Annotated in this window: 11 protein-coding genes; all 11 read right to left on the bottom strand. The window is 34.4% G+C overall.

All coding sequences use genetic code 11. The annotated features are described in order from the left end of the window. Positions 1-44: 44 nt before the first annotated feature. The 11 genes from CLV91_RS02100 to CLV91_RS02050 all read right to left on the bottom strand — a co-directional run bounded on the left by CLV91_RS02100 (position 45) and on the right by CLV91_RS02050 (position 19,340). Complete coding sequence (locus CLV91_RS02100) at positions 45-1,646, bottom strand: sulfatase (protein ID WP_121063490.1); 1,602 nt, start codon at positions 1,644-1,646, stop codon at positions 45-47. A gap of 6 nt (positions 1,647-1,652) precedes the next feature. Beyond that, a complete protein-coding gene (locus CLV91_RS02095) occupies positions 1,653-2,771 on the bottom strand; it encodes a glycoside hydrolase family protein (RefSeq protein ID WP_121063488.1) in 1,119 nt (372 codons plus the stop codon). Between the two features lie 12 nt (positions 2,772-2,783). Further along, entirely contained in the window at positions 2,784-5,222 is a 2,439-nt protein-coding gene (locus CLV91_RS02090) for a hypothetical protein (RefSeq protein WP_147406397.1), read from the bottom strand. A gap of 39 nt (positions 5,223-5,261) precedes the next feature. Next, positions 5,262-7,715: a glycoside hydrolase family 2 TIM barrel-domain containing protein gene (locus CLV91_RS02085; RefSeq protein WP_170146684.1), complete on the bottom strand. Its 2,454-nt coding sequence runs from the start codon at positions 7,713-7,715 to the stop codon at positions 5,262-5,264. Positions 7,716-7,721: 6 nt separating this feature from the next. Further along, a complete protein-coding gene (locus CLV91_RS02080) occupies positions 7,722-9,284 on the bottom strand; it encodes an alpha-L-fucosidase (RefSeq protein ID WP_121063484.1) in 1,563 nt (520 codons plus the stop codon). A gap of 217 nt (positions 9,285-9,501) precedes the next feature. Further along, positions 9,502-11,136: a sulfatase gene (locus tag CLV91_RS02075; RefSeq protein ID WP_121063482.1), complete on the bottom strand. Its 1,635-nt coding sequence runs from the start codon at positions 11,134-11,136 to the stop codon at positions 9,502-9,504. 12 nt (positions 11,137-11,148) lie between these two features. Further along, a complete protein-coding gene (locus CLV91_RS02070) occupies positions 11,149-13,149 on the bottom strand; it encodes a glycoside hydrolase family 127 protein (RefSeq protein WP_121063480.1) in 2,001 nt (666 codons plus the stop codon). A 57-nt stretch (positions 13,150-13,206) separates the two neighbouring features. Continuing rightward, positions 13,207-15,255: a glycoside hydrolase family 127 protein gene (locus tag CLV91_RS02065; RefSeq protein WP_121063478.1), complete on the bottom strand. Its 2,049-nt coding sequence runs from the start codon at positions 15,253-15,255 to the stop codon at positions 13,207-13,209. A gap of 345 nt (positions 15,256-15,600) precedes the next feature. Next, on the bottom strand, positions 15,601-16,725 hold the full coding sequence (locus tag CLV91_RS02060; protein WP_121063476.1) for a glycoside hydrolase family protein: 1,125 nt from the start codon (positions 16,723-16,725) through the stop codon (positions 15,601-15,603). A 7-nt stretch (positions 16,726-16,732) separates the two neighbouring features. Further along, positions 16,733-18,001, bottom strand: a complete 1,269-nt coding sequence (locus CLV91_RS02055; RefSeq protein ID WP_121063474.1) for a glycoside hydrolase family 117 protein — start codon at positions 17,999-18,001, stop codon at positions 16,733-16,735. A 34-nt stretch (positions 18,002-18,035) separates the two neighbouring features. Beyond that, positions 18,036-19,340: a glycoside hydrolase family 117 protein gene (locus tag CLV91_RS02050; RefSeq protein ID WP_121063472.1), complete on the bottom strand. Its 1,305-nt coding sequence runs from the start codon at positions 19,338-19,340 to the stop codon at positions 18,036-18,038.

Genomic DNA, 19,340 nt, shown 5'->3' with positions numbered 1-19,340 from the left:
CGTAATTTGTTGAGATAAGTAATTTTTGAATTTTTTAAATCATTTTAATCTTCGGTTTGCAAACTTCCCCACCAATTGTTTTTGGGGTCAAAATCTGGAGATAAAAAAAGACTTCTTTGCTTCTCTAAACTTTCTAATTTCTTTGTTGCCATTTTTTCTAAATGTTTGGCTTCTAATGCAGCACTGTATAAAGGGTCTTTTGCGGGAAACCTGGCACCTACATTTTCTAAATAGTCAAAAAGTGCAACTTTCAGGTTGGTAACTATCTCTGTATTCTCTTTTGATATTTCATTCTTTTCTCCAAGGTCATTTTTTAGATTAAACAACTCATTTCTTCCGTCTTCGTAATAATGAATTAATTTCCAATCTCCTTTTCTAATAATAGAAGAAGGTTCTCCTCCTTGGTTTCCATAGTGAGGATAATGCCAAATAAGTTCACGTTCTTCAATATTTTCTCCTTTTAATAGGGGAGCTAGACTTACACCATCCATATGCTCATTAGGTTTTAACTCGGCGCCAACCAAGTCTAATAATGTTGGATAAAAATCGGCCCCAGTAACAGGGACGTTATTTTCTTTTACATTGTTATTTAACCATGGAACTTTTATAAAATAAGGTTCTCTAATTCCGCCTTCATATTGATACCCTTTGCCACCTCTTAATGGTAGGTTAGAGGTAGAGAAAGCATCGCCAGCAGATACGCCACCATTATCAGAAGTAAATACAACGATAGTATTTTTATCTAAGCCTAAATCTTTTAGCCCCTGTAAAACAGTTCCTACCGCATCATCCATTGATTCAACTAAACCAGCATATATTGGGTTGTCTTGCGTTTCTCGCATCGGAAAAAACTTTTTCATTTTAAATGAGCTTTCTGCTATGCCGTTTTTCTCGGCTTTATTACGATACTTCTCCCATTTTTCTTTAGTAGATTGAATTGGCCCGTGCACGGCATAGAAAGATAGATAAGCAAAGAATTTTTCATCTTTGTTTTCTTTCATAAACTTTACAGTTTCTTTTGCAAGACGCATACTAAGGTTTTCGCCATCTTTTCCATCTTTTAAATTTGGATTATTATATGGAGAATAATATCCACCACGTGGGCCGCCAGCATCCCAACCACCAACATTAATATCGAAACCGTGATCTTCTGGCCATGAGCCTTTTTCTCCTAGATGCCACTTACCCGCAAAATATGTCGTGTAGCCTTCTTCTTTTAGAGCCTCTGGTAATGTAATATCTTTATGTGCTAAATTGTGTTCGTATGTGGCAGGCATAAGTTTATTGAATCTTTTTTTCTCTCTCCATTTTTCTCCTTCACGAGCACCAATCCAATCTGTAATTCCATGTCTTGCAGGAAACTTGCCGTTCATTATACTTGCTCTAGACGGGCTACAAACTTGACAATTGGCGTAACCATTATTAAAAACCGTCCCTTCTTGGGCAATTAAATCAATATTTGGAGTTTCGTAAAAAGAATCATTCCTAAAACTCATATCATTATAACCATAATCATCGGCTAGAATAAATAGGATGTTTTTCTTTTCAGGTTCTGTTTCTATAGTTTTAGTTGTTTCGGCTTTTTTATCTTTACAAGATGTAAGTACAACAAATACTAACGTAAAAAGGGTTGTTATTCTTTTCATTTTATTCTATTTAGTGTCCGATTTAAATACAATTGGAATAGCGATATTACCATTTACATTCTTATCATAAACTGCAACATACAGCATAATTGGTTGTCCTTTTTCATTGGTTAATACAAAAGGTCGTTCTACGCGTTTAGGTTTCCATAAAGTGCCATCCGAAAGTACGAATTCTTTTTTCATGAAAACTCTTCTTTCATCGGGTTGCCAGTCGAAACCATTAATAGAATTAAAAAGTGCTAATTCACTCTTTCCCATCACATGGCAAACCATATAATATTTGTTCAACACTTGATCAAACCAAATACAAGCATCTTCTGTTTGTGCTTCTGCATAAACTGGCTTTTCTTTAAAATTGAAAGGGCCTTCAGGTTTGTTAGAATTACCTATTAATTGTATTCTAAATGGTTCTTTGTGTTGTAAGTCGTCCCCTTTCATAACCATATAATATTGATTATTTCGATATATTACAGCGGGGTTTACAGCAATTTTTCTGAATTTGATGTTATCTGGTTCTACAACAACTTTTTCAGAACGTATAAAAGGACCATCAGGATTATTAGCGATAGCAACACCTATGCGTTGACTTTCTCTAATGGGTTGTCTATTGTCATTAAACCATTTTTCTGATGGAAACTTAATGTTATCTTTTTTTAATAATGGATTGATGTCGTTGGCTATGTAGTATAAACAAATTTTCCCTTCGGCAATAGTTGCATATGGATTGTGAGAATTGTTTATATCCCAGCCACCAACTTTCTTGTCTTTTAAAACAACATTCACAAATTTAAAGGGCCCTTCTGGAGTATCTGATATTGCATGTGCAATTTCACAATTTGTCATCCAGCCTTTATGCTCGTATTTTTTGTTCCATCTAGAATAATAGGCATGGTATTTTCCTTTCCATAGTACAACGCTCAATCCCCAAACATAATAACCAGGATCCACAAGAACTTGGGCAACCTTGGTAGTGTTATTAAAATTGTCTACAACCTCAGGCGATAGAGGGGTAAAATCCAAATTTTTGTAGTTTTCCAAATCAGAATTTGCTTTGCTTACTACATTGCTAGGTTTGCAAGAGCCAATTGTGATAATGGAAAGCAGAATAATTATTTGTTTTAGCATACGTACAATAATTTAATTAGTGCTTAATTTAGAAAAACCAATTAATAATTTGCCTTCTCTAGTTTTGCCTAAGAGTTTTCCGGCAAAATTATTTTTAGTAATACCGTTGCCCTTACCATCAAAAAAGAGGAGTAAATCTTTTCCTTTCTTTTTAGTATTTATAAGCCGCGCACCTCTCCCGAAGTTCACTTCTTCGGAAGCGCCATATCTTAATGAGTTTAGGTCTATATCCTTTTGAGGATTAAAACCTTTTTCTGAAGCTATTAAGATTTTAATTTTTTTGGTGGTCGCTGATATTTTATTCTTATTTAATAGTTTAATTCTTTTATGGACTACCAATGGAAGAATAATGTTTTTAGAACTATGTTTATCCTTTGCTAAATCATCTGCTTTGGGTACATCAATAACAGCTAGTGATAAGTGTGTCGCACGTCCATATTTATCTGTTAAAACATGTGGTCGTTCTAATTTGTACCAATGTGTTTGTGTGTCATTTTCATATAATGTATTATTAGGTGTATAAGCAGTTCCTGGATTAAATTTCCAATGAATACCATCTGGAGAACGTAAGTATATGGCACGGTAATCAATAAATGCATTAATCATCATATGGTATTGCACTTCGTCTTTCCATAGAACAGGGTCTTCAAAATTAGAATTTCTGTATTTTTCAGGTATTATTGTATTTCCTTGTAATGGTCCAGTTTTAATGTCATAAGGTCCTAGAGGGTTGGTTCCTTTACTAAGCATCATTGCGCCTCCTTTGGTAACAAATAAAAAGCGACCATCTTCTAAATGAATTCCAGATAAATTTCTTTCAAATCGATAATACCTTTCTGGTTTTTCCAATGCAGTATTTTTGTTTACTTGCATTATCCCTAATCTTTTCCATGGACCATTCATAGATGTGCTAGAAAACAAAGTAGCTTCCCAATTTATTAAGGAGTACATTAAGTAAGTGCCGTCATTTAATATAATGATATCTGGATTATGACCTAGACCATTATTGTAATTGTAAGCTATATCTTTTTTTACCTTATATGGCCCCGTTGGTTTTTCGGAAAAAGCATGTACTACAGTAGAATTTGGCCATTCCCAATGACCTTTAGTAGCATTTGCTGGCCAACGAGTAACATTCATATGGTACTTGCCATCTTTATCTTTTACAGGGCGCCCACCCCAATAACTCCATTCAGGGTCCTCTATACCATTATTAATATTCCGAGGTAAAACAGCATCTGTGCCCCAAGTTTTTGAAGTTAGTTTATGGGAAATAGGCATTGGTAAAATTAAATCGCTGAATGATGCTCCAGGGACCATTTTTACTTTAGCTTTTAATGGTTTTGAAGCAATACTTTTGTTACCGCTGTAGTCTTCTGCAAAAATCACATAAGTATTTTTAATGTCTTTGGCTGGTGTAAAATCTAAGAAGAAATTTTTAGTGATGTCGTGAGCAATTTCTTGTAGATTATTTCCATTTTCATCACCTCTATAAACAGAATATTTTTTTACATCTTTATCGACGCTTTTCTTCCATAAAATTTTTATTTCAGAATCTTGTATTTCTGCTTTTAAGTCGGTAGCACTAGCAGGTGCAATGGTATCTTTTTTACTAATAACTATTTTGTTTGATGCACCAGATTCTTTTTTGTTTACCCTTGTTATTACGTAAGAATAATTTATACCGTTAATTACTGTAGTGTCTAGAAAAGTAAAATTTGTTGTTTTTCCAATCTGTTTATACTTTTCTTTTTCTTTAAGTTGACGATAGACATGAAATACACTTTTTTTATCTGCGTGCTTGTCTTCCCAATGTAGTTTAATTCCATTGCCTTTTACACTAGCCACTAATTCTGGGCCTTTATTTATTTCATCAGCAACACTAATATTTACATAATGCAAGAATACTTTAATTTGATCTTCGGAATAAAAAGTTACTCTAACAAAAGGTAATCCTGCGCTAACATCTTCTTGGTTCACAGTATATGTTCCATAAAAGTGTTCTACAATTTTATCGGAACCTTCTAATTTAATTTTATTAGCTAATATTCGTTCGTGTTTTCCAAAAACCAGACTAAGCGAAATACTCCCATTGCTTATATATTCTAAATCGGCTCCAAAACTCCAATTTATAATATCTCCTGCTTTTGGATTTTGATAATTGGGATTGGTGTTTAGTATTTTAGATTCGGTTATACCAACATCATTTATACTAAACATAGTACCGTTGTGTATACCCATTTTATATTCCCCTGGGCCTTTAACATTATAGGTTTTCCAAAACGGAGATTGTTTGGATTGTCGCCAATATCCAGGAATAGCTTCAAAGTCACCATCGTTAACATTTGCATAAGGGATATTTTCTCCTAATAGAACAATTTGAGCAGATAGGGGTACTAAAAATCCCATCAAAAACAAAATGCAGAAATAATAATTTTTTGCTCTATTCATGATGGGAATTTATTTTACAAACTGTTTTGCTAAACTAAATTACTTAGATATGGTGAGTATTTTTCCGCTTTTTAAACCTTTAGATTTTGCAGTTAATGTTATTTTACCTGAAGTTTTAGAAGATTTAAGTATAGCTAAACACATTCCGCTAAATGCTTTTCTTTGATTAGCTTGGAAAGACTCTAAACTAATTTGATTTCCATTATCTACAGCTAATAATTTACCTGCTCCTTTTACCGAGAAATTAACTAGGTTATCTGCATTAGGACAAAGGTTACCATTTTTATCTTCGATACGCACTGTTACATAGGCTAAGTCCTCTCCGTCTGCATTTATTTCTGTTCTATCTACAGATAAGGATATTTTTGAAGGCTTACTTGCTGTAAAAATCTGCTCTTCTTGTACCACTTTACCGTCTTTGTAGCCCACAACTTTAATGTTACCAGCTTGGTAAGGAACGTTCCATGATAATCTGTACTTAGAGTCAAAAGTTTTTGGCTCGTATCTAGAGAAATCTATAAGAAGTGAAGTCAAATCTTTCCCTTTTACTTTTCTACCCATAGATTTTCCGTTCACAAAAAGTTCTGCTTCATCGCAATTTGTATAACAATATACAGGAATATCTTTGCCTTCCATACCTTGCCAGTTCCAATGTGGTAGAAGATGAACCATAGGTTTTGTTGTCCAGTGACTTTGGTATAAGAAGAATCTATCTTTAGGGAAGCCAGCTAAATCTACAGCTCCAAAATAAGAGCTATGAGAAGGCCAGTCTGCATTCCAATATCCATTTGTAGAGTTGTCTTTCCCTCCATATGGCGTTGGTTCTCCTAAATAATCAAAACCTGTCCAAATAAACTCTCCCATAATATTTGGGTTTTCTTCTTGAAAATGAAATTCTATATCTGGAGGATATGCCCAAGGTGGGCCAATAATATCATAACTTGTTACATGAAGAGATTCATGTGTTTTGTATTTCTCTATAGGTAAATGGTACACCCCCCTACTACTTGTACAACTAGAGGTTTCAGAACCATAAAGTGGTAATTCTGGATAGGTGTCTATTAAAGTTTTATAACTAGAAGGTTTGTAGTTTACACCAGCAATATCTACCTGCTGTGCCATATTATTTTTATATGGTCCAGGGTAATTGTTAAATCCTGCTGAGGTTGGTCTAGTAGGGTCTATTTCTTTACAATAGGTATTTAATTGTTTAGCAACTTTCCATCCGTTTTTGGCATCTTTTTGTTCAATAATTTCATTGCCAATACTCCACATTACGATTGAAGGATGATTTCTATCTCTACGAATCATATCTTTTAAGTCGGTTTCTGCCCACTCATCAAAAAACACATTATATCCATTTGGTACTTTTTCCATTTTCCAAACATCAAAAGCTTCATCTTGAACAAGAAGACCAAGTTCATCACATGCTTCTAAAAACTCTCTAGATGGTGGGTTATGACTTGTGCGTATGGCATTTACCCCCATACTTTTCATGATTTGTAATTTTCTTTCATCTGCTCTTTTGTAGACAGCAGAACCTAAAGCACCATTATCATGGTGTAAACAAACGCCATTAAAGCGCACTTTTTTTCCGTTTAAGAAAAAACCTTCTTTAGTATAAGCAATTGATCTTAACCCAATTTTACTATGGTGTGTATCTACCACAGTATTATTTTCTGTGATAGTCGTTATTGTTTTATATAAATTAGGATTTTCTGTATCCCAGCGCTGTGGGTTTTCTATATTTGTATACAACTGTGAAATTGCTGTTGCATTAGGTTTTATGGTTATGTCTTCATTTACCGTGGCAACAACTTTACCTTCAGGAGATACGTATTCTTGTTTTACATTTACAGTTACTTCTTTATTATTTTTGTTAACTACTGTAGTCTCGTTTTGTACAACAGCTATTTCTTTGGTAACTGTTGGCGTAGTAATATAAGTTCCCCATTGCCCAACATGAATTGGATTATCAATTTTTAGCCAAACAGAACGATATAAGCCTGCGCCAGGATACCATCTAGACGATAAATCTTGTGGTCTTAAACGAACGGCAATGGTGTTATCTGAACCATCATACTTTAGATGTTCACTAATGTCGAACTCAAAACCAATATAACCATAAGGTCTATTACCTACTAAGGTTCCATTTACCCATACATAGGCATCATACATAGCTCCTTCAAATTCTAGAGTAACTACTTTTCCTTTGGCATTAGCTTCCATGGTAAAATGCTTACGATACCATCCTGTTCCATGAAAAGGTAATCCGCCAGCACGAGCATTATATTTAACATCAAAAGGACCTTCTATTGCCCAATCATGTGGTAGACTTAAGTTTCTCCAAGAGGAGTCATTATACGTTGGTTTTTCTGCTCCTTCTGCTTCTTGGTTGTGAAATTTCCAATCGGCATTAAAGTTTATGTCTTGAGCATTAATTATACCACAAGAACCAAGTAGTATATAGCAAAATAGTATTATTTTTTTCATTTTTTTTTATTCAGTATGTGCATTTTGGTCTCCACCAATATTATTCTCTGTGTAACCTTCTAAAAGAATTTTATAAGCATGGGCATATGTTGATGGCGTTTTCTTTGGAGCCTTAATTACTAACCCCTTACTGTTTCTTTCCCAAACTACTTTTTCAGAACTACCCAAAAGCTCTATTTTAGTAATTTTAGAGTTAAGAACTCCTATATCCGTACTTAAAGTTTTAATTACTGTTTCACCATTTGCTTCGGCCATAACAATAGCATAAAACTCTTTATCCGATTTTTTAGTAAAGCGAATATCTTTGTCTGTATATTCAATTTTTATTTTTTCTACTTTATGTCCGCCTTCTGGTAAACGAGTAGGTCCTTCTCCAAATACAGTCCAAGGACGTGTCCCATAGATAGCATCTCCATTAATTTTAAGCCATTGCCCCATTTCGGTAAGCAAATTTACCATAACAGGCGGAATAGAACCATCTGGATTTGGAGGCACGTTTAATAACATATTTCCATTTTTAGAAACAATATCAATCAGAATATCTACTAATTCGTTAGGAGTTTTAAATTCAGCATTTGGTCTGTAAAACCATGCTCCAGGTGATGTGTCTGTTAACCATGCTTGTTCTTTTGGTTGGTTAGGGCGTCCACGCTCATAATCTTTAATAGCGGTATCTTCAGGGAAAGTACTTTCTTTATAACAAACAGCTACTTCTTTATTCCACTCAATTCCTTTATTGTAGTAGTATGCTAAGAATTTTTGTCTAGATTCATCTGTCATATTTTCTAGCCACCAATCAAACCAAATTAAATCTGGCTGATACACATCAATAAACTCTTTTAATTTAGCCCACCAATCTTTATAAAATTGTTCGTCAGGCACGTCTGAGTCTAAACTATGTGGATTAGTATAAAGGTCGTAATCTTTGGCTTTAACTCCGCCATAAGCATGTGCTGTAGAAAAGTATTTCCAGGTAAATGCATGGTGAAAAGATCCCATGTATTTTAAACCTTTAGCTTCAATTTCTTTTTTTAGTTCTGCAGATGGATCAATGCCTCCGTAATTCATAGAATTCCATCGTGTAGCTTTAGAGTCCCACATTGCAAAATTATCATGATGCATGGCAACAGGTCCAGCAAATTTAGCACCAGATAGCGCAAATAAATTTGCCCATTCTTTGGCGTTAAAACCAGAAGGGTCAAATTGCTCTATAATATGTTTATAACCATACTTAGATGGATTACCATACTTTTTTCTGTGGTGTATGTAATTGTTTGTTGGTTGTCCTTTTTTTGTTTTATCTAATTTACCATTATCATACATTTTCATACCATGCCAACCAGCATAATGTTTGTCTGGATCTGCACCAACAAATGCAGATGAAACAGGTCCCCAGTGGGCATATATTCCAAATTTAGCATCTAGAAACCAATCAGGAGTTTCATTTATTTTACTTAAAGACTCCCAGTTTTGTTCAAACTTTTTTGGAGGATTTTCTTGCGAAAAACTTATTGCAGAAAGAAATAAAAAAGTGCAAAAAAATAGTGATTTTAAAGGGACTATTCTCATTTTACTTGTAGTGTTAATTGAATTATAATTTATTCTCTTTTTAGATTATAACAGAGTACTTAATCTAGAAAGTCAAAACTATACTTTAACAACTATTAAAGCTTAAACAAATGGTCTTGTCTGTAGAATAAATGGTTAGAGTTTAAAAATAAAATAATAAAATCCTCACATTTTCAGTTATTTAAATGAAAAAGAGAAAATTTGTTATTGAAAAAAATTATTGGATTGTAGTGTTCTTTTTCCATTCGGTATTAAACATGTCCAATAAAGAAGTAGTTAAGTTTACATCTAATTTTGCGATATTTATAGTCTCTTTTGGATCTGTAATATGATCGTATACTTCTACAGCTAAAGGTTCCGATTTTTTATTTCTAATATCTTTCCAAACAACAAGTCTGTACCGGCTTGTTCTCATAGCGTAGCCCATTAAGTGATTCTCAAATAAATTTCTATCCCATTTTTCTTTTTGCTGAATTTTTATTTTTTCTTCTACCTCATTAAGTAGCGGTCCAAAATAGGTTTCTCGCATCGCAGGTCGTAAAGGAAAAGCTCCCCATTCTCTTAAAGCGGGAGATGGGAATTGACTAAATACGGCTTTTTTCCACTCTTGAGATGGGTTTTTTAATAATGGAGCAAAGCTTTTCCCGTCAATTTCTTTAGGAATATCTATACCAGCTAAATCGCATAGACTAGGATATATATCAACTAACTCAACTAAAGCATTTGTTTTTATTCCTCTACTATTTGTAGGCATCTCAGGTGTCCATATCATCATTGGTACTCTGGTTGCTATTTCGTAATTTGTAGCTTTCCCCCAAATTCCCATATCGCCTAAATGCCAACCATGATCGCTCCATACTACGATGATTGTATTTTCTCTTAAGCCTGCATCTTCTAGAGCAGTAATCATTCGTCCAATTTGTGCATCTACATAACTTACACAAGCTAAATAAGCGTGTTTTAATGTTTTGGATAGTTCCGGGTTTAAATCTCCATTTTTAGGAATTCCAGAACGTACTCGTAATTCAAAAGAAGGATGTAAACCTATTGATGCTCCATTTTTTGGGGCGCTGGTTTGTGTGGCCATTGGAATTTTTGATTCGTCATATAAATCCCAATATTTTTTTGGAGCCACCCAGTTTAAATGTGGTTTTTGAAAACCTAAACCTAAAAAGAAAGGTTTGTTTCCTTCTTTTGCCATTGCTTTCATAGTTTCAATGGCTAAATCGGTATTATACCCATCTGAATAGGTGTTGTCTGGAACATCAGCAGATTCATAAGCAGGCCCCATGGCTAATCCGTATTTAGCAACGTCTCCATATTTAGAAAACATTTCTTTTCGAGTATCTGCTTTTATTTTTTGATTCTCAGGTAATGCAAAAGGAACAGGTTTAGGTGTGTTTTTGAGCTCTTTTAGTTGTGTTCTAGACCATGATATTTCGTCTTCATCTCCATGATGAAAAATTTTACCATAATAAACAGATTCATATCCATTTTCTACAAAGTGTTGTGGGATAGTTTTAATAGTTGGGTTCTTTTCTCGAAACCTAATATAGTTGTGAATTACGCCGCTGTTTTCTGGCCGTATTCCGGTCATAACACTAGCTCTAGATGGCCCGCAAATGGCTTGTTGGCAATAGGCATTGTTAAAGAGTAATCCTTGGCTTGCTAGTTTATCTAAATTTGGACTTTTGGCAATTTCAGATTCATAACAACCTAATTCTGGTCTAAGGTCATCTATAGCAATGAATAGTATATTAGGTTTTATAAGTGATTTTTCTTCTTTTTTTTGAGAAGATGTACAGCTGCAAATATGTATTAGAACGAATAGTAATGCTACTAATTTTTTCATGATATACAGATGTTAATTTTTAGAAGGCAACCATACACTCATATCTACACTGCCCCGATTATTCCATGCATAGTATGGTACAAACTTAATTTTTGATTTTTCAGAAACGGAGTTGTCTAATTCTTGGTATAAAGTAGTATTCCAATCTTGGGTCTCTTTAGTAACTAAAGCTTCTCCTTCTAGAACTGTTACGCCAGATAAAAGTTTTTCATCATAAATTGGGGTAAGGTTAATAGTATTAGGAATACTTATTTCTGAAAGTTTTACATTAGAAGGTAAGTCAATTGCTTCTAAACAATATACCAATGGTCCTCTTTTAATGGCAACTTGATTTCTCGTTTCTTCTACAGCTGGGTTGGCAGCCATAAGAACAGGGGACATTGGTAAATTTAACTCAACAGTATCACCAGAAGTCCAAGTGCGAGATAACTCAAAATAACTACCTCTAACTAAATTTTCTTTAATAGGTTTTCCATTGATTTTTAAAGATACTTCTTTTGCCCATGCTGGTATACGAAGCATTATAGCAAATTCATCCTTTTTTTCTGCTTCAACACTAATACTTATTTTTCCGTCCCATGGATAATTGGTTTGTTGTGTTAGTTGTATTGCTGAACCATCTTCTAATTCTGTATTAATTACATTACTGCCATATAGGTTTACCCAAACACCTTTTTTAGAAATACTATAGGCATATGTCTGTAATTGGGCTATTGTTCTTATTATGTTTGGAGGACAACAAAAAACGGATAAAGATGTACTTCTTGCTCCATTATCTTTTGTGTTTTGTGGATGCCCTTCTATAAAACGTAATGGGTTAGTATAGCAATAATGTTTACCATCTAGAGCTATTCCTGATAGAGCACTATTATAAAACACCAATTCAACAATATCCATAAAGCGAGCTTCTCCAGTTGCACGGAACATACGGTAATTCCACATTGCATTTCCTATATTGGCACACGTTTCGTTATATGCTTTTATGTTAGGTAACTCATATTCTTTTCCATAAGATTCACAAACAAAATCTAAATTATCTGATAATCCAAAATGATGTGGTCCAGTAGCACCCGTGATATACATTTTTCTAGTGGTAACATTTTTCCAGATTCTTTCTAGTGCATCCCATAAGCCACAATCTCCTGTTTCTCCATAAACATCAGTTACGCCACAGTACAAATAATTCGCATGACCGGCATGACCTACAGCTTGTTTTTCATCTCGTATAGGAGTTCTTTTTTGACTATGATCTAACCCTCTGCCGCCTCTAGTTTCATTTTTTCCTTTTTCTCCATTACCGCGCATATTTACAAAAGACTCTGCTAATTCTAAATATTTTTTATCCCCTGTGGTGCGATACATTTCTACCAATCCCATATAATGAGGAGGGTTCCAATCTACATAAGCCAATTCAGGAGAAAGTTCTCCGAATCTATCATATAAATGGTTACTGGCCTTTATGGCAATATCTAAGAAATTTGTTTTACCAGTAGAGTTATAGTGCGCACAAGCAGAAGTCATTAAGTGACCAAAATTGTAAAATTCGTGATCAAAATCTATTTGAAAAGCCTCTGTTTTATCTTTGTATTTAAATTCTGACGGATGCCCAAATCCCTCAGTTCCATGCCCAATAGTTATGTAAGTACCTAGGTATCCATCTTTTCTTTGTGCTTTTGCAATAACAGTAATTTTTTCATCTAAAAGGGCATTTATTTTTTCATCTTTAGATATAGCATATGCATGGCTTAAAGCCTCTAAGTATTTGTAAAAATCACCATCATGAAAAGGCCATCCTTTAAATTCTCCTTCTGCTAGACCAGCAGCAACCTTAAAATTTTCATAGGCATGAATGATTTTTGGGTCATCCATTAATCTCCCTAAATTAGGAATCATCTCGGTATGACAAAGTTCTAATTTTTGTGCCCAAAAACCATCTGTCCATTGACAAGCATCAATTTTTGGTTTTTGTAATTTAAAATATGGACTGGCTATTTCTTTAATCTGCGTTTTCATTAATTCTGTGCTAAAAGATGTATTATTTAATAGTTTGTTTGTAACGATTGTTTCTGTTTAATATTTAAGTGGAATCCAAACCGTCATATCCGATTTTTCACGATTACTCCATGTAAAGTATGGAATTAAGGTAATGTCAACCTTCTTTAGTTTTTGGCGAGTTAATGGTTTGTAAAGATTATTTGACCAATTTTCTTTAGAAAGCATTTCTCCTTGGCCTTCTAATACTGTTACCCCTGACAATAAATTGGAATCAAAACGCGGGGATAACGTAATATCTTGTGGAATTACAACATCTGTCATTGAAACATCTTTTGGTAAATCAGCAGATTCTAAACAATAAACTAATGGGCCACGTTTAACAGCCACCTGATTACGAGTTTCTTCAACCTTAGGATCTGCGGTAAGTAATTGAGTTGGCATTGGTAAATCTAAAGTTAGTACATCTCCTTTTTTCCATTTACGATTTACCTCAACATAGGTTCCTGATTTAATATCCGTATTAAAAGGCTCTCCATTTATTTTTATGGTTCCTTCATTTGCCCAACCAGGTATACGTAACATTATAGAAAATTCTTTTTTGCGCTTATTATTCGTAGTTATTTCTATATGACCATCCCAAGGGTAATTTGTTTTTTGCGTAAGATTTATTGTAGTTCCATCTTCTAATTTCGTATCCAATTGATTGCTACCATATAGATTGACCCAAACACCCTTGTCAGATTTAGAGTATGCGTAGGTATGCATTTTAGCTATAGTACGTATAATGTTTGGAGGACAACAAAATACAGACATAAAATCGTTACGTTCGCCTTCGTCTTTTGTGTTTAAAGCATGCCCGTCTATAAAACGTAATGGGTTAGTGTAAAAAAATTGATTACCCTCTAATGATATTCCAGAAATAGCACTATTATAAAATACTAATTCCATAATGTCTGCAAAGCGTCCTTCTCCATTAAAAAGAAACATACGCCAATTCCACATAGCATTACCAATGTTAGCACAGGTTTCATTGTATGCTTTAAGGTTAGGTAACTCATAGTTTTTGCCATAAGCTTCTGTTTCCATTCCTTTTCTTGTTGCCATAAAATGATGAGGTCCTGTAGCACCAGTTATATACATTTTTTGGGTAGTAACATTCTTCCATATTCGCTCTAGAGCGGCTAATAATTCTTTATCACCAGTTTCTGCATATAAATCTGCAACACCAGCATATAAATAATTACCATGCCCTGCGTGGCCAACTGCTTCATTTTCCTCTCTAATTGGTGTCGCTCTTTGGCTGTGAGCCATAGCTCTATGGTCCCCTTTTTTAGCTTTACCAGAACCCAACATATTAATAAAAGATTCTGCTACATCTAAATATTTTTTATCTCCGGTAGTACGGTACATTTCAACAAATCCCATATAATGTGGGGGATTCCAGTCTATTCTTGCTAATTCTGGGGAAGGGTTTATAAATTTTTCATAAATAAGGTCACTAGCTTTTATGGCTATATTTAAAAAATTCTTTTTTCCAGTAATTCTATAATGCACACACGCTGCGGTCATTAAGTGGCCAAAATTGTAAAATTCATGCTCTGGCCCATGTGTAAAGGCTTTTGTTTTTCCATTTTTAAATGGACGAGCAGATTCGTGTAAAAAGCCGGCAATACCATGTCCTATTTGTTTTTTAGTATGTAAATAACCATCTGGCCTTTGTGCTTTAGCTATAACAGCGATGATTTCATCCATTTTTGTATTAATGGTTTCATCTTTAGTAACTGCGTAATCATATGCTAGCGCTTCAACATATTTATAAAAATCACCGTCATGAAAGGACCATCCTCTGAATTCTCCTTCTTTTAAACCCGCAGCAACTTTAAAGTTGTCATAGGCATGTATTATTTCTGGATCAGCCATTAATCTCCCAAGATTAGGGATCATAGTTTTATGTGCTAATTTTAATTTATCTGCCCAAAAACCATCTATCCATTGACAGTCATTTATGTCAATAGTTTTTAAACGCATATATGGTGTTTTGGAGTTATTTAACACCGCTTTTTCTTGACCATAAGAAGCCTGTAGCATCGCTATAGCGATTGCTACTAAAAGTACCTTTTTCATTCTTTTAATATTTTGTTTGTAGTTAACTTTTTATAGGTAAATAGAACCTTAAAAAGGTGCTGAAACGACAATTTTTAAGCCTTGTTCCAAGGCTTAAAGTTACCTAGTTCTGAGCTTGAGCTATGGGCGAAAATTAACAGAGGCTTACTTTATTTTACCCATCTAAAAATGGGTGTTTATTCTTGAAGAATTTACTCTATAATAGAGATTTAAATGCTCCGAGGCTTGCCTCGAAATCAAAATTAGCTTCCTAATAAATGCCTCGTGAGCTTGCCCCGAGGTAGTTTACTTTAAAAAAGAACAACATAACCGAAACTTAAACCCCGGTTATGTTGTATTTAAATATTAGTCATTAGACTTTTTAATAGTAATAGGAATTTGGATGTTAAAGGAATGGCGAACATTATTACTATCGATACTATCCGCAGCACAAAGCAACGCAATAGGTTCATTATTTTCCATAAACACTTGTGGGCGCTCCAAGTGGTCAAATTTATAAGAAGAACCGTCTTCCCATGTTACTGTTCTATCTGATATTTCAAAATGTTTGGCTTTATTCCAGTTTATACCATTCTCTGAGTCATAATGAACCAAAGAAAATATACGTTTTTTCCCTTCATGCTTAATACGTTTTACAATAGCTCTGTATTTACCATCTTGGTACCAAATGTATGGGTCTTCCGCAGGAAAAGTCTCGCCTTTAAATGTAAATACAGGGTCTGGATATTTTTTGAAAGGTCCGGTAGGAGTATCTGCAATAGCAACCATATGTACTACTGGACCACCATTTGGTAATTTACGTTTTTTGCCTACAGCCTTATATACCATTAATATTTTTCCATCGGCCATTTGGCATACTGATGGGTTTGATGTCATTAATGCATCATGAGCTAAAGAGTCGTTTTCTGTTATATCTAAAACAGGCTTGTCAAATCGTTTCCATGGACCATTTGGACTATCTGCAACTGCAACGCCAATTCGTTGGTTGTTTCTGTGCACCCAATTAATTCTTGCTTTACCAGGAACACTTACAATTTTTTTATCTCCAGTATTTCCCATATAATAGAGGTAATATTTACCATTGAATTTATGTACCGTTGGATTGTGTGTTGTGGAACCATCCCAATGTTCGGCGCCACGGTCTGGTAGAGCATCATCTTTAGTAGTAAAAGGTCCAAAAGGAGATGTAGATGTTGCGTGAGAAATTACAGAATAATTAACCCATTCCCATCCAATTTTTTTTGGCCATTGTGAATAAAACATATGATAAAGGTTGTCTTCTCCTTTTACTAAAGAACCTCCCCAAATACTAAGGCTATCATTTTTAAAAATAGAGTTTTTAGATACTTTTCCCAATTCAATTTTATAATCTGGAATCTCGTGTGTTATTTCTTTTTTTGCTTTTTCTTCTTTGCAGGAGAGAATACATATTGCTAAAAAGAATAGTGTAGTTAGTTTTGATAAATTCATGTTATTATTATTTAGAATGAATATTTTTTTTAATTCTTTTTAACTGCTTTTTGCTTAATCCTTGTTGGTAGTATACATTAATATCATGGCGTATTCCTGTAGTTTTCATTTCAGGGTCATCCACATCAAGACTTAAATCGCAATCAAAACGTACTAAAATGGAGTGTGGATTAATACCTGGTTTTCCTGCATTAACAAAATGAGACATTCCCCATGTAATACCTCTACCATATTTTGTGTCTGTAAAAGCATCCGGAACAAATGGTCCAGTTGCTACTGGTACTAACTCGCATATAGATGCAATTTCAAAGTTTACCCAATCTTTAGCATATTGGATAGTAAAATGCTCGGTCCCATCTTTAGCAACAATAGCTCCTAATCCTTCCTTAAAAGGAAAGAGTGTTACTTCATGCCCAGAACTTGTAAGTGGATTTAATAGATGTTTTTTAAATGGTCCAAGGGGATTGTCTCCAGTAACCAAACCTCCTCCAACCCATACTGGGTTTGGTCTATTAAAAGCAGATTTATAATATATATAAATTTGACCATTATGTACAAGAGGGTAGGGGTCATGAATGGCATATTGATCCCAAGAGCCTTCTGGACCGTTTTCAATAACAACTTTTCCAGCAGGTGTCCATGGACCATCTGGAGAATCTGCATAAGAGGCTGTTACTGGGCAATAATCACCTCTTTTACCACTAGCTTCCATGAAACCTTGATAATACAAATAGTATTTGCCTTTCCACTTTAAAATATCGGTTGTTGTTACAGCACGCCAACCTACTTCGGGTTTTGGAGGCCTTGGAACAGCAACCCCTTGCTCTTCCCATGTAAAACCATCTTTACTTGTGGCGAACCAAATTTCTGATAAATCCCAGTCTGTAGAAGGAATAGTATCATTACTTTTTTCAGCGTTTTTGGCGCCCACTGGTATTACAGGAGTATCTCTTTTTGTATACCAAACGTAGTATTTTCCATTTTCAAAAATAACTTTGGAAGGATCTCGGCGAGATACAGTACCATCATGACTATTATAATCAAAGCCTTTTAATTCCGTATATTTAAAGTTAGTATATAACTCATTATTTTTTGGATGAATATTACTATAATGATTAAAACTTCTATCCATAGCAGCACTTAATTTTCGATTTTTAGAACTATCTGTAACCGTATATGGAAAAGGCTTTTGGTTTTCTAATACTTCCGTATCCTTTTTCGAATTTTTACAAGAAAGTAATCCCATTACTAAAAATGCTAAATAAAATCTTTTCATGATTTATATTTTTGTAATTAAATTAAAGTGCTATTTATTTTTGTTTGACACCTCTTCCTTCGGGATGTTTGTTAATGCTTCCTGTTCCTTGTGCAAAATATACGTCGGGCTTGTGCCAAACACCAGTGCTTTTATATGCTGGTTCGTCATAATCTAAGCTGAGGTCGCAATCAAAACGAGCAATGATAGAATAGCTTTTTTTAGCTTTTCCTGCATTAATAAAGTGCGATAATCCCCAAGTAAAACCTCTTCCATTTTTAGTATCTGTAAAAGCATCTGCCGCAAAAGGAGCTCCTGCAGATGGGACTAATGAAACACATGATGCTATTTTAAAATTTACACCGTCTTTAGCATATTGTATAGTTTCACGTTCATTTCCATCTTTAATTGCTAGAGTTGCTACACCTTCTTTATATGGCCAATAGGTGGTTTCATGACCAGATTGCATAACTGGGTTTAATGGATGTTTTGTATAGGGTCCTAAAGGATCATCGGCAATTGCTAATCCATGACCAACAGCATAATTAGATCTGTTATCTGGCCATTTATTATACGCTGCTTTATAATACACATGAATTTTACCATTACGAACTAAGGGTTGAGGGTCGTGAGTTGCCTTATGGTCCCATTCATTTTCTTTTCCAAATGGTATAACTTTATCTCCGCCATGAGTCCATGGACCATTTGGAGAATCTGCATAGGAAATAGAAACAGGACATAAATCACCTCGTAACCCGCTTGGCTCATCAAAAGCTTGGTAGTATAAATAGTATTTCTCTTTCCATACTAAAATATCGGGAGTGGCTACAGAACGCCAGCCAGATTTAGGTTTTTCAGGTCTTGAAATAGCAACACCTTGTTCTTCCCATGTAATGCCATCTTCACTTGTTGCGAACCATATTTCTGCTAAATCCCAATCTGTAGAAGGAATGTCATCGGTGGCTTCAGCAGCACGACTCCATCCTATTGGAGGGACTTTTGTATGTCGTTTTGTGTACCATACATAATATGTACCATCTACAAGAATTGGTCTGGAAGGGTCTCTACGAGAAATTGTACCATCACCATCATTATAATCAAATCCTTTTAATCTTGTATACTTAAATTGTGAAAAAAGTTCATTGTCCTGAACCCTAGGGGTTGGATAATCAAACATTCGTTCCGAAGAAGCACTTAAAGGAATGTTTGGTTTTTCAGTAGGCATTTTAAAAGGAAAAACCCCTTCAACTTGCTTTTTAGGAATTTCTTTTGATTTTTTTTCGCTATTAGAGCAGGAAAAAGTAAAAGTTACAATGGCGGATATAATTCCTATTATTAATAGATTTTTTATTTCTTTCAT

The sequence above is a fragment of the Maribacter vaceletii genome (assembly GCF_003634105.1).
GTDB lineage: Bacteria > Bacteroidota > Bacteroidia > Flavobacteriales > Flavobacteriaceae > Maribacter_B > Maribacter_B vaceletii.
This window is presented reverse-complemented; position numbering and strand designations above follow the sequence as displayed.

What these genes read in the sequence shown, in the direction of transcription:
- CLV91_RS02080 (WP_121063484.1), bottom strand. Translation starts at nt 9,284, where the DNA reads ATGAGAATAGTCCCTTTAAAATCACTATTTTTTTGCACTTTTTTATTT.
- CLV91_RS02050 (WP_121063472.1), bottom strand. Translation starts at nt 19,340, where the DNA reads ATGAAAGAAATAAAAAATCTATTAATAATAGGAATTATATCCGCCATT.
- CLV91_RS02090 (WP_147406397.1), bottom strand. Translation starts at nt 5,222, where the DNA reads ATGAATAGAGCAAAAAATTATTATTTCTGCATTTTGTTTTTGATGGGA.
- CLV91_RS02055 (WP_121063474.1), bottom strand. Translation starts at nt 18,001, where the DNA reads ATGAAAAGATTTTATTTAGCATTTTTAGTAATGGGATTACTTTCTTGT.
- CLV91_RS02095 (WP_121063488.1), bottom strand. Translation starts at nt 2,771, where the DNA reads ATGCTAAAACAAATAATTATTCTGCTTTCCATTATCACAATTGGCTCT.
- CLV91_RS02060 (WP_121063476.1), bottom strand. Translation starts at nt 16,725, where the DNA reads ATGAATTTATCAAAACTAACTACACTATTCTTTTTAGCAATATGTATT.
- CLV91_RS02065 (WP_121063478.1), bottom strand. Translation starts at nt 15,255, where the DNA reads ATGAAAAAGGTACTTTTAGTAGCAATCGCTATAGCGATGCTACAGGCT.
- CLV91_RS02100 (WP_121063490.1), bottom strand. Translation starts at nt 1,646, where the DNA reads ATGAAAAGAATAACAACCCTTTTTACGTTAGTATTTGTTGTACTTACA.
- CLV91_RS02085 (WP_170146684.1), bottom strand. Translation starts at nt 7,715, where the DNA reads ATGAAAAAAATAATACTATTTTGCTATATACTACTTGGTTCTTGTGGT.
- CLV91_RS02075 (WP_121063482.1), bottom strand. Translation starts at nt 11,136, where the DNA reads ATGAAAAAATTAGTAGCATTACTATTCGTTCTAATACATATTTGCAGC.
- CLV91_RS02070 (WP_121063480.1), bottom strand. Translation starts at nt 13,149, where the DNA reads ATGAAAACGCAGATTAAAGAAATAGCCAGTCCATATTTTAAATTACAA.